Source organism: Sorangium sp. So ce204 (assembly GCF_051526795.1).
GTDB classification, from domain to species: Bacteria; Myxococcota_A; Polyangia; order Polyangiales; family Polyangiaceae; genus Sorangium; species Sorangium cellulosum_B.
Map to the genome: position 1 here is coordinate 3946287 of NZ_CP150317.1, position 12427 is coordinate 3958713.

The 12427-nt window shown below is 71.5% G+C and carries 8 protein-coding genes; 4 read left to right on the forward strand and 4 right to left on the reverse strand.

Annotated features, from left to right (window positions below):
* Positions 1-19: 19 nt before the first annotated feature.
* From WMF22_RS14770 to WMF22_RS14780, 3 genes are read right to left on the reverse strand one after another with little or no spacing between them, the layout of a single operon-like run.
* Complete coding sequence (locus WMF22_RS14770) at positions 20-2326, reverse strand: hypothetical protein (protein ID WP_438036141.1); 2307 nt, start codon at positions 2324-2326, stop codon at positions 20-22.
* Between the two features lie 24 nt (positions 2327-2350).
* Positions 2351-3010: a class I SAM-dependent methyltransferase gene (locus WMF22_RS14775; RefSeq protein ID WP_438036142.1), complete on the reverse strand. Its 660-nt coding sequence runs from the start codon at positions 3008-3010 to the stop codon at positions 2351-2353.
* Positions 3003-3821, reverse strand: a complete 819-nt coding sequence (locus tag WMF22_RS14780; protein ID WP_438036143.1) for a class I SAM-dependent methyltransferase — start codon at positions 3819-3821, stop codon at positions 3003-3005. Before WMF22_RS14780 ends, WMF22_RS14775 begins: the two co-directional genes overlap by 8 nt.
* Before the next feature lie 706 nt (positions 3822-4527).
* Between WMF22_RS14780 and WMF22_RS14785 the strand changes: the two genes are divergently transcribed.
* The 4 genes from WMF22_RS14785 to WMF22_RS14800 all read left to right on the forward strand — a co-directional run bounded on the left by WMF22_RS14785 (position 4528) and on the right by WMF22_RS14800 (position 10966).
* The gene (locus WMF22_RS14785; RefSeq protein WP_437299725.1) at positions 4528-5181 is read left to right on the forward strand and encodes a hypothetical protein; all 654 of its coding nucleotides are present in this window, start codon (positions 4528-4530) and stop codon (positions 5179-5181) included.
* 519 nt (positions 5182-5700) lie between these two features.
* The gene (locus tag WMF22_RS14790; protein WP_438036144.1) at positions 5701-7101 is read left to right on the forward strand and encodes an SGNH/GDSL hydrolase family protein; all 1401 of its coding nucleotides are present in this window, start codon (positions 5701-5703) and stop codon (positions 7099-7101) included.
* A 237-nt stretch (positions 7102-7338) separates the two neighbouring features.
* Positions 7339-8754: a sigma-54-dependent transcriptional regulator gene (locus WMF22_RS14795; RefSeq protein ID WP_438036145.1), complete on the forward strand. Its 1416-nt coding sequence runs from the start codon at positions 7339-7341 to the stop codon at positions 8752-8754.
* A gap of 367 nt (positions 8755-9121) precedes the next feature.
* On the forward strand, positions 9122-10966 hold the full coding sequence (locus WMF22_RS14800) for a glycoside hydrolase family 43 protein (protein ID WP_438036146.1): 1845 nt from the start codon (positions 9122-9124) through the stop codon (positions 10964-10966).
* Positions 10967-11191: 225 nt separating this feature from the next.
* On the opposite strand, the gene WMF22_RS14805 is transcribed toward WMF22_RS14800, so the two are convergent.
* On the reverse strand, positions 11192-12421 hold the full coding sequence (locus WMF22_RS14805; RefSeq protein WP_437299729.1) for a hypothetical protein: 1230 nt from the start codon (positions 12419-12421) through the stop codon (positions 11192-11194).
* Between the last annotated feature and the right edge of the window lie 6 nt (positions 12422-12427).

Genomic DNA, 12427 nt, shown 5'->3' on the forward strand with positions numbered 1-12427 from the left:
CGCCGGCGAAGCCATCCAGTCACCAGCGCCCGGTGACAGTGACCCGGCCCCGGCGGAAGATCGGCCGCCGGAGCCGCGGCGCCCCCAGCGCGAGCGCTGCCCCGCACGCGAGCGCGAGCGCCGGCAGGTAAAACCGCGGCAGCGCCACCACCGCCTCCAGGTGGTGCCGGCCGGGCCCGACGCGCACCGCGAAGAAGCCCGGGGCGACGCGCCGCGGGGCCAGCTCGGCGCCGCCGTCGCGCACGCGCCAGCCGCTGTACGCCGTGGCGCGGAAGACCACGTCGACCGGCGCCTCGGCGTCGACGATCGCCTCGTACGCGCCCGGCTCGCGCGGCGCCTCGCGCACGCTGGCGCGGGCCGCGTCGCAGCCGTCGTCGGCCACGGCCACGCGCTCGATCGGGCCGCGGGTCGCCTCCAGCGCCACGAGCTCACCCGGCGTGTCGAGCACGGTGCGCGGCTGCTTCAGGTGCTCGAAGAGCGCCGCGAGCAGATCGGCCTCCCGGCCGCGCCACACCTCGCGCACGCACCCGAGCCCCACGTAGTCCGTGCCGCCCACCCGCCGGGACAGCTCGACCCCGCCGCGCCTGTCCACGAGCGCCCACGCCTCGGGCGGCCCCGGCCGCTGCGTTGTCAGGTGGATGAGCGTGCGGATGCCGAGCGCCTCCGCGCGCGCGGCGCTCCCGGGGCGCTCGGGCGCCACCTCGAGGAAGGCCGCGGCGTGAACGCCCACATGCGCGCCGGCGCCGGTCGAGAAGGCCATCGGGACCGCGCGGCGGAGATCGGCGGCGTGCATCATCGAGCAGGTCGCGAACTCGTCCTCGTCGGCGTAGCTCGCGCGGCCGTGCGGCGCCTCGGCGAGCCAGCGGGCGATGAGATCAGGGTCGAAGCCCTCGGCGGGCGGCGGGCAGCGGCGCGACGCGACGAGCGCGGCCTGCTTCTCTGCAAGGACGTGGAGCTCGGCCGCGCGGGCGGGGATCTCGAGGGCCGCGACGAGCGCGAGCGCGGCCGGCAGGGCCGCGGCGAGCGCGGCCGGCAGGAGCCCGGCGAGCGCGGGGCGCGAGCGGCGCGCGCCCCGCGCTGCCAGCGCGGCGCCGATGCGCGCGAGCGCCGCCGCCGCGAGGTCGAGCGCGGTGATGATGGCCGCGGCCGCGACGAGCGGCAGGAGGGCGAGGGCGCGCATCGGCTGGAACAGCGAGAGCAGCGCGCGGCCGAGCGGGCCTGCGCCGACGATCCAGCCGCCGCTCATCGACAGGAGCAGCGCGACCGCCGACGCCGCGAGGACGGCCCGCGACGCCGGGGCGCGGAGGCGCGTCGCGTGCAGGACGTGCAGGAGACAGGCGGCGATCCACGCGGAGCCGATCACCGGGGCGTGCTCGTAGTCCAGCAGGTCGCCCTCGAGCATCCACGGCAGCACGCGCTCGGGTCCGAAGCCGATGTGCCGCCAGCCGAGGCCGGCGGGCCAGCCGAAGGGCGCGGCCATCGACGCGATGCCGGGGCCGTAGAGCGCGGCCGCGACCAGGCCGCCGCCGGCGAGCGAGCGGAGCACGCGCGCGCACAGCCGCCGATCCCACGCGGCGATCGCCGCCGCGCCCAGGACGGCGGCGCTCACCGTGAAGACCTGCGGGTGCGTCGCCGCGCAGGCGGCGGCGAGCGCCGGCCCGAGCTCGAAGCGGGCGGGGCGGATCACCGCGGCGGCCCACGCGATGACGACGGGGATGACCAGGATCTGCGAGAGCAGCCCGAGGAGGAAGAACGACGGCCACCCGCCGGCGAACTGCACGTACGGCGCGACCCACGCGAGCGCCACCGCGCCGGCGGCGGCCGACGCGGGCCGCGCGCCGACCGCGCGGGCCGCGGCGAGGACGACCAGCGGGGCCCCGACGAAGGCCGCGAAGCCGAGCCCCTTCACCGCGACCACCGGCGCGACGCCGAGGCGGATCAGCGCCGCCACGAGCAGCCAGCCGACCGGCGGGTAGTGCAGCGCGATCGGGAAGCCGCCGTTGTTCGTGGCGATCCACCCGTGCGGCAGGCCGCTCGTCGCGATGTCGTAGGCGATGGCGAGGTGCGAGATCGTGTCCTTCGGCAGCGCGGCGCCGGGCCCGGCGAGCGCGGGCGCGTCGCGCAGCGCGGGCAGGAGCGCCACCGCCACCGCCGCGGCGGCGGCGAGCCAGGCGAGGCGCGGCGCGGGCGCGGGCGCGGCGGCTGCGGCCGGCGCGGGCGCGGCGGCTGCGGCCGGCGCGGGCGCGGCGGGGCCGGCGGCCGCGCCGGCGCGGAGCTCGGCCAGCCGGAGGACGAGGACGCCGAGCGCGAGCAGGAGGTAGAGCATCAGCGGAGCTCGCCGTCGCCCGGGTCAGCCCGGGGCGCGTTGCCACGTGCCGAGGAGCGACCAGCCGGTGAGCGTGCGCCGCACCGACACGAGCCGCATCCGCTCCCCGACGTCGAGCGCCGCGAGGCTGCGCTCGTCGAACTTGCTCGGGTGGATGTGCTTGCGCGAGAAGCCGTCGCGGCGCGCGATCCACTCGAGCACCGTGGCCTCGAGGAGCGGCAGCGTCGACAGGCGGCCGTAGTTCGGGGTCGTGAGCAGCAGCGCGCCGCCCGGCGCGAGGCGCGCCGAGAGCCCGCGCGCCCAGCGCGACGGATCGAGGGTGTGCTCGACGACCTCCTTCGCGAGCACGACGTCGAACGGGCCGTCGAACCCGCCGCCCGTCGGGAGCTCGTAGGGCCCCGGACAGACGGCGAAGCGCGCTGCGCGCGCCGGGTAGAGGCGCCGGCACGCCTCGATGGCGCGCGCGTCGAGATCGCAGCCGTAGAGCTCGGTCGCGGGCGGCGCGCCGGGGATCTCCCCTTCGAGGCCGCAGCCGACGAGGAGCACGCGCGGGCGCGGGCCGCGCGCGGCGATGGCGCGGGCGAGGGGGCGGGTGAGCGCGCCGTGGTAGAGCGACCACGGGAACCGCTCGCGGCGGCGGTGGTTCGAGAAGTAGTCGCCGGGCGGCGCCGCCGTTTCAGCCATCGGGCCCCGCCTGCGCCACGAGCAGGTACTCGGCGGCCGCGTCGCCGCCCGGGGCGAGGCGCCCGAGCGCGTTGACAAGGGCGCGCGCGACGTCGACGGTGAGCGGGCGGAGCGCTGGCATGGCGATCCAGCGGCCGGTGAGCTTGCGCATCACGTAGCCGAGCAAGCTCGGGTACAGCATGAAATCGAACGCCCACGAGGTCGGCCGGCCCGCGATGGGGCGCGTCTCCACGAGGTCGAAGCCCGCGCGCGCGAGGTGATCGCGCCAGCCCGCCTCGTCGTAGAGGTGGACGTGCGAAAAGACCCGATCGAGCGCGTCGCCGTACGCCCGCGAGAGGCCGACCAGGCCCACGGAGCGGAGCGCCTCGGGCAGGGCGAGCTGGTACGTCCAGTCGGGCGTGGGCACGATGAGCACGAACCGCGCTCCGGGCCTGAGCGCGCGCCGGATGTTCACGAGGGCGCCGTGGAGATCGGGCACGTGCTCGAGGCTGCAGTTGGCGATGGCGCTGCCGAAGAACCCCGCGGGCAGGTGGACGTTGACGATGTTGCCGCAGATGAGCGTGCGGTACGACGCGGTCCGCTGCGCGCGCTGCACCTCGGTCGGGTTGATGTCGATGCCCCACGCCTGCTTGTCCGGGTAGGCGAGGCGCGCGAACAGGCCGTCGCCGCAGCCGACGTCGAGCAGCGGCTCCGGCAGGTCGAGCTCGCGCACGGCGCGCAGCCGCACGCACTCGCGGATGGCGAGCGCCGCGGGCGCGAAGGCGTAGTAGGCGGAGAAGTCGTCCGCGTCGAGCGGCCACTCTCGGTCCATGGGAGCGCTCATCCCCCGTGGAGGCCCAAGGAGCGCCGGCACGCGCGGACCGCTCCGGTCGGGTGCGGCCCGCCCGTCGGTTCGACGATGGCCTCGAGGGCTCCGGGATCGAGGTGCGGCAGGGGCATGCGCCGCATCCTACCATCGGAGCGGCGCTCCTCGGGTACGGCCGAATTTCTCCGAGACCGGGGGACGTCGAGGGCCGTGTCACCGAGGGCGGGGTCGGCGTCCGCGAGCTCGGAGAGCCCGCCCTGGCTCCGGGGGCCACGAAAGGAAAACGCGGCGATTGGCGAGGTCCGCCGGCTGCGATCGCACCTTGTGAGCAGGCCGTTGGTGGCAGTTGGTATGAGGAAATGAAAATGCATCGGGCCGATCGCGCGTAAGCGGTTTGCGATGCCAGCCGCGCGGACGAGCCTGCATTTTTCTTCGTCTCGTCCGCACGGCGTGCCAGCCTGCGCCCGCCATGCGGAACCGATTCGATCGGCTGGCGAAGGACATCGCTCAGGAGGGGATGACACCGATCGGCAAGGTCGTGACCGACGCCGAGGTCGCCGGAGAGGCGCAGCATGCGGACCTATGGTATGAGCCCGACCCCGCGCGCGCGTCGGGGCGAGAGCGGCTCGGGCTCCTCGGCCGCCTCGCGGAGACGGCGTGCACCATCGAGGCCTACAGCGACACGCCGAGCGCGGACGAGGTGCGCGCATGCGTGCACAAGCACCTCGCCGTGTGGCGAAGCTACGTGGCCCGCAACCGCGCTTCCGAACCCCCGTTTCTGTGGATGTTGTCGACCGGTCGCCCAACCGCCGTGATCGCCGGTCTGCGCATGGAGCCGATGGCCGGGTGGCCCGCGGGGGTGTACGAAGGCCCCGGACTGCTGCGAACCGCGCTGATCGTCCTCGGCGAGCTGCCGCGCGTGCGCTCGACCCTGCTGATGCGGCTGATGGGCGGAGGACGCGTACTGCGAGAGGCGATCGAAGATTTCCGGCGGCTGCCGGAGGACGCGTCGGAGCGCGACATCGCGCTCGGTCCTCTGCTACGCTTCCGAGCGGAGGTCGCCCAGCGCGGGCCCGCGACACCGGAAGAAGAGGAGTTCGTGATGACCACGCAGGAACTCGTCGAGCAATTCATCGAGCAGGGACGCACGCAGGGGGTCGCGCAAGGGATGGCGCAAGGGATGGCGCAGGCGACGATCGAGCTCTACGAAGCTCGGTTCGGCCCCATGCCGCCGCCGCTGCGGTTGGCCGTGGAGGCCATGCGCGATCTGCCGACGCTCCGAGCGTGGCACCTCCTCGCCGGCACCGGGACGCGCGAGGCCGTGCACGAGGCCCTCGCCGCCGGTCCCTCCGAGCGCTCGTCCTGACCCCCGCCGCCAACCGCCCGGCGGCGCGCCGCCGGCGCCGGCCGGAGCGCCGCCCGCGCGCCCCACGGCGGCCTCGGGCCGTGGGTCGAAGCGCCTCGACGACGCGTTGCGCCGGGTGTTACCGAACGTAACGCGAGCGCATCGAAGCGTTACCGAACGTAACGCCACGTGGCCGGACGGCGCGCCCCGGGCGTTCTCCCGGCGATGAACCGAGTAGTATATCGGGTCCTCGTGTGACACACTCGATGGCGCGTGTGAGGGGCATGGCATCGGCCCGCGCTCTCCCGCGCGCCTCCGGACATCGACGGTGGGCAGCGCAGCCATCCAGATGAGCTGTTCGATCGATCCGGGCTCGATCCGGGCGACGCTGCGCGCACGAGCGAACCGGCGCGCTATCGGCTGAAAATAAAAAAATCGAACGTTCGAATGCGCTGAAGGTGCTGCTGGTCGGCGGGGGCGGTGCGCCGAGGGGCAATTCGAACGATCACGTACACAGCAATCTTTCGAGCGTCGAGGACCATGCGAAGAATACTTTGTGCTCTTCTGTTTTTGGCTGTCACCGGCTGCGGCGATGACACGGACACCACGACATCCAGCAGCACGTCGAGCTCGACGTCCAGCTCGAGCAGCGCGGCGAGCTCCGGCGGGGGTGATGCCTCTGGCGGCGGCGGCGGTGGCGGCGGCGACACCGGCGGTGGCGGCGCTGGCGACACCGGGGGCGGCGGGGCCACGGGTGGTGGCGGCGAAGGCGGCGAAGGCGGCGGTGGCGGCGCCGGCGGCGCGGCGGAGGCGCACTGGGTCGGGACGTGGACGACCGGTCCGCAGCTGACCGAGCCCAACAACAACCCGCCCGAGCCGGGCCTGACCAACAACACGCTGCGCCAGGTGATCTACACCTCGATCGGCGGCAAGGGCGTGCGGCTGCTGCTCTCGAACGAGTTCGGCGACGGGCCGGTGACCATGGAGTCGGTCCACATCGCGGAGTCGACGACCGCCGACGGCATCAACGTGGCCACCGATCAGGCCCTGAAGTTCGCGGGCGCCGATTCGGTGACCCTCGCGGTGGGCAAGACCATCTTCTCCGATCCGATCGAGTACACCATCAAGCCCAACACCAAGATGGCGGTGACCATCAAGTTCGGCGCCGTGCCGGCCGGGATCACCGGGCACCCGGGCTCGCGGACCAACTCGTATATCCAGACCGGCAACGGGGTCTCGGCGGCGAACCTGACCTCCCCTGTGTCCACCGCTCACTGGTACTACATCACGGGCCTCGACGTCGATGCGGCCCCCGAGGCGGCGGCGGTCGTCATCCTGGGTGACTCGATCACCGATGGCCGCGGCTCGGACACGGACGGGAACACCCGCTGGCCGGACTTCCTGTCTCGCCGGCTGCGGTCCAATCAGGGCACCCAGCAGGTCGCCGTGCTCAACCTCGGCATCGGCGGGGGCAACGTGCTCGCCGGCGGGCTCGGGCCGACCGCCAAGGCCCGCTTCCAGCGTGACGTCCTGGACCAGCGCGGCGCGAAATGGCTGATCACGTTCATCGGCGTGAATGACATCGGCACCGACAGCCAGCCGCCCGTCGCCGAGAACCTGATCGCGGCCTATGAAGAGTTCATCACCAAGGCGAAGGAGAAAGGGTTGCTCGTTTATGGAGCGCCCATCACGCCGCTCGGCACCGGGTACTTCTCCGCGGCCCGCGAGACGACCCGCCAGACGGTCAACACCTGGATCCGCACGAGCGGCAAGTTCGACGAGGTCATCGATTTCGAGCCGGCGGTCGTGGACCCCAGCGATCCTACCAAGCTGAAGGCTGACCTTGACTTCCAGGATGACGGGCTGCACTTCAACCCGACCGGCCTGGAGGCGCTGGCGAACGCCGTCGACCTCTTGCTGTTCGTCCCCCAGCCCAAGTAGAGCGGAGGCCGCTCGTGGGGGGCGCCCGATCGGGCGCGCGGAGCTCCGCGCCGCCGCGCGCCCGACGAAGACCACCGCTCCCCCGGCGGAGAAGCGCCCCGGCCCTCGTGGGGCGCTATGACCGGTGACCTGGACAACTGAGCCGCCAGCGTTGACGCGTTGCGCTGTGCGTCCTCGCGTATTCAGCCGCAACGGTCCTGAGTAGCCTTGTCTCATGCGCGGGCTCGAGGTGGCGCCGTGAGCCGGATCCTGCTGGTCGAGGACGAGGTCGTCATCCGGACGGAGCTCCGGCGGCTGCTCGTTCGTCATGGGCACGACGTCATCGAGGCGGGGTCGGTCGAGGATGCCTCGGCGGATCACGATCTGCGCGCGTTCGATCTGGTGCTGGCCGACGTGCGCTTGCCGGGCGCGCCGGGCACCGCGCTCGTCGGGCAGTGCGGCGGCGCGCCGGTCGTGCTCATGACGAGCTACGCCACGGTGAAGGCGGCCGTGGACGCCGTGAAGCGCGGCGCCGCGGATTACCTGTCGAAGCCGTTCGATCATGCCGAGCTCGTCGCCCTCCTCGACCATCATCTCCCCGGCGCGCGGCCCGCGCGGAGCGCGCTCCCCGACGGCGCGCAAGGCGCCTCGGTGCCCGCGCCGTCTGCGCCGCCCGCGCCGTCTGCGCCGCCCGTGCCGCCTACATCCGAGGACGACGAGCTCGAGGGCATGGTCGGCGGCTCTGCGGTCATGCGCGAGGTGTTCGCGCGGGTGCGCAAGGTCGCCCCGAGCGAGGCGACGCTGCTCGTCCTCGGCGAGAGCGGCACGGGCAAGGAGACGCTCGCCCGCGCCGTGCACCGGTTGAGCCCGCGCCGGCAGCTGGCGTTCGTCCCGGTCCACTGCGCGGCCATCCCCGAGGGGCAGATCGAGGGGGAGCTCTTCGGATACGAGCGCGGCGCCGTCCCCGGCGCGATCTCGGCGCGCGCGGGGCTCTGCGAGGCCGCGGAGGGCGGGACGCTGCTGCTCGACGAGGTCGCCGAGCTGCCGCCCAAGGTCCAGGCGCGGCTCCTCCGCTTCCTCCAGACGGGCGAGGTGCGGCGCGTGGGCGCGACCCGCGCCCGGCGCGTCGACGTGCGCCTCATCGCGGCGACGCGCCGAGATCTCGTGGCGATGGTGCGCGACGGATCGTTCATGAGCGACCTCTACTTCCGGCTGCGGGTCCTCGAGATCCGCCTCCCGCCGCTGCGCGAGCGGCCGGGCGATGCGGTGCGCCTCGCGGAGTCGCTGCTCCGGCGGCGCGCGTGGGCGATGGGCCGCGCGCCGCTCACGCTGACGCCGGAGGCGCGCGCCGCCATCGCGGCGGCCCCCTGGCCGGGCAACATCCGGGAGCTGGAGAACGCCGTTCACCGCGCGATGGTGCTCGCCGATGCGAGCGAGATCGGGCTGGAGCTGCTCGGGCTCGACGCGCCCCTTCAACCACCTTCGTCCGCGCCCGCCGCGGACGCGCACGAGGGAGAGCCCCCGTCCGACTCTCTCGAGGGGTATTTCCGCCGCTTCGTCCTCGAGCACCAGCACGAGCTGACGGAGACCGAGATCGCCCGCCGCCTCGGCATCAGCCGCAAGGCGCTGTGGGAGCGGCGGCAGCGGCTCGGGATCCCCCGGCCGCGCTCCTGAGCCTCCGTCGACGGCGGCGCGCCCTCGTCAATTTTGGTTGACTGGCAGAATGTGAACGTTCACAATTGACTCAGGCGCGCTCGGGCAGGGCGTTGACCTGACGAAGCCTCCCCTGGGCTGGCATTGTTCGCGGAAAATTGAACAGGGAGGCGGGGAGACGGGGAGATCGGTGGAATTTTACTCCCCGTCTCCCTGCATCCCTGTGAATTGTCCAGAAAATTCGGGCGAATGCTCCTGGGCGGCGACCGCGCGACCACGCCGGGTCGTCCCGACCAGGGAGCCGCGTCGCCTCGACGCGTTCGTTTTTTCTTTTTCTGACAGCCGCGCGCCGCGCGCTCTCGCTGACACCTCTTATCGGGCCATCACCATGCACCTTCCTTCCCAACCTACCAACACCCGCTCTCTCAACCGACGCGCAGGCGGTGCGACGTCTGCTGTCTGTCTCCTCGCTCTCGTCGCAAGTTGTAGTGGGGAGTCGCAGGTGGGCGACGGTGATGGCGGCGGCGGCGCCACGGGCGCGACGACCGGCCCTGGAACGGGCGTCTCGAGCAGCAGCGGCTCGGGCGGGAGCGACGGGCAAACGACGAGCGGCGGCTCGACGAGCGCCAGCGGAAGCTCGGCCGCGTCCGGGGGCGGTGACCCCGGCGCCGGCGGCGGCGACGGCGGCGGCGGCGGTGACGGCGGCGGCGCCCCCGCCGTCTGCCCCGAGACCTACTCCAATCCTCTGATCTGGCAAGACCTCCCCGATCTGGAGGTCATTCGCGTGGACGACGCCTACTACTACACGGCGTCCACCTTCCACCATGCGCCTGGAGCGCCCCTGCTCCGCTCCTACGATCTGGTTCACTGGGAATACGTCTCCCACTCCGTTCCCCTTCTCGACGTCGACCCGTCGTACGACCTCGGCCGGGATAGGTCCTATGTGAACGGCATCTGGGCTTCCACGCTCCAGTACCGGAAGAGCAACAAGACCTTCTACTGGATGGGCTGCATGCACAACAAGGGCGGCGGCTGGGTCTTCACGGCCAAGTCCCCCGAAGGCCCGTGGGAGAAGCACAAGGGCGGCTGCTACTACGACATGGGGCTGTTGATCGACGACGACGACACCATGTACGTGGCCTACGGAAACAACACGATCAGCGTGGCCCAGCTGAGCGCGGACGGCTTCAGCCAGGTCAAGAATCAGGTCGTGTTCCAGACGCCGGGCAACATCTCCGGACCGCTGGAGGGCTCTCGCATCATCAAGAAGGATGGGGACTACTACATCTTCACCACGCAGTACGCTAACGGTGAGTACGTGCTGCGCTCGACGAGCGGGCCCTTTGGTCCCTACGAGCTGCGGCCCTTCGCGGTCAAGCTGCCCTACGCCGGCGCCCCGGGCTCCGGCGGCGCCCCGCACCAGGGCGGCGTCGTCCAGACGCAGAACGGCGACTGGTACTACCTCGGGTTCAACGACTCGTACCCGGCGGGCCGCATCCCGGTGATGGCCCCGATGACCTGGACCGACGGCTGGCCCTCGCTCACCCTGGTGGACGGCAAGTGGGGAGGTACGTACCCCTTCCCGAACCTGCCTTGCGGCTCGAACCGGGTGAAGCCGCCCGTGACCAAGGACACCTTCGCGGAGGCGACCCTGCGCCCCGAGTGGGAGTGGAACCACAACCCCGACGGCACCAAGTGGTCGTCCGGGGCCGGGCTGACCCTACAGACCGCGACGGTGACGAGCGATCTGTACGCCGCGCGAAACACGCTGACGCGCCGCATCGAAGGGCCCGTGTCGATCGCGACGATCGAGCTCGATCATAGCAAGATGCAGAACGGCGATGTCGCCGGCCTCGCTGCCCTGCGCGACATGTCGGCGTGGATCGGGGTCAAGAAGGCAAACGGGGCGACGCGCGTCGTGATGACCAATGGGGTCAACATGAACACCTCCTGGGCCACGACGAGCACGGGCACCGAGGTGGCTTCTGCCGACGTGTCGGGCAACACGATCTGGCTGCGCGTGGAGGCCAACGTCCGCACGGACAACGGCGGGGCGCAAGCGCGCTTCTCCTACAGCACGGACGGCGCCCGGTTCACCAGCCTGGGCAACACGCTCGGCATGAACAAGAACTGGCAGTACTTCCTCGGTTACCGGTTCGGCATCTTCAACTACGCCACACAGTCCCTGGGCGGCTCGGTGAAGGTCGCGTCCTTCGAGGTCACCAAGCCGTAAGATGCGAGCCGGCAGCCTGCAGGGTCATCCGCGTGGCCGAGAGCGAGATCCGGGGCGGGTCTAGAGCGACAAACGGGTTGAAACCACGAGAAAAAACAGGAATTTCACAGGGAGGCGGGGAGGCGGGGAGCGAGAGACGGCAAGAGGGAAAAATTCATTTTTTTCTTCCTCCCCGCCTCCCCGCCTCCCTGTGAAAATTCTCCGGGTTTCAACGTGATTGGTGTTCTAGTTCTTCGTCGGCGCGGGCGCGCCGCTCTGGATCCACTGGCGGAGGGCAGCGAGCTCAGCGCTCGTCACCGTCGGCTTGCCGTCCGCGGCCTGCGGCATGACGCCCGTCTGGCAGGTGCCGCCGGCGGAAGGCCTGCACCCGGCGCTCCCGGCCGTCCCTGCGACCTTGAGGTAGAGCCAGCTCTGGTCCGGATTCCCCGGGACCACGAGCTTGAACTGCCCACCGCCCTTGGCGGTCTTGTTGACGAGGCCCGCGACGATGTCCGTCGAGCTGATGTCGCCGCCGAGCGACAGACCTGCTGCGGGACCGGTCGACGGCGCAGCGTGGCAACCGCTGCACTTGTGGATCGCGCTCTCGAAGATCGGACGGATGGTGTCCTGGAACACGCCGGACTCGCCGGGCAGGGGATTTCCCGGATCCGGATCCGGCTTCAGGTCGGGATTGATGACCTGAGCGATCGCATCCATCTCGTAGCACTGGGCGGCCACCGCGTCCTTCAGCTTCTGGTCGGTGGGCGACATGCCCTTGGCGACGCGGTACTTCTCCCAGACGTTGTCGATCCAGCCGTGCAGCTTCCAGAACATGTAGTTGTCGATGTTCGTGAACTGGTTGCCGAGGCCGTGATCGGTGTTCTGGGGGCGCACCCACTTGAAGTGGAGATCCCCGTGCAGGCCGCTGGCCTGCAGGTTGGTACCGGGGATGGCCTGGCCGGCGAAACACTGGAGCCACATACCGAGCGCGCCCTCGTCCGGGAAGCGGCTCAGGTTCTCCGGCTTGTCGATCTCGTCGCCGATCTTCGCGTTGGCGAGCGTCGTGGAGCTCCAGGGCCTGAAGTCCGATCTCCACTGCTGGGGCAGCTCCTCCGCCGTCGTGGGGAACTTCTTGAAGCCCTCGAACTGCTCCGAGTGCTTCGGCCAGAGCTGCTTCAGCGACTGGATCATGTGCCGGTGCATGGCGAGGAACTGGTAGCCGTCGCCCGTCGTCCTGCACTCCTGGTCCGACGGGACCGGGACCGCCGACCTGCAGATATTGACCCTGCTCATGCCCATGCCGCCATTGCAGCGCCGGATGCTGTGCCACTCGAAGTGGGCGGCTTGCCATTCATTCTCCTGCATCCAGGAGATGACCTCCGGCTGAACCGTGAGATCGATCTGGTTGTTCTTCACGAACTCCGCCGCGCCGTCCTTCATCGTCGCGTCGCTGGGATGGGGATCGTAGCCATCCACGCAATG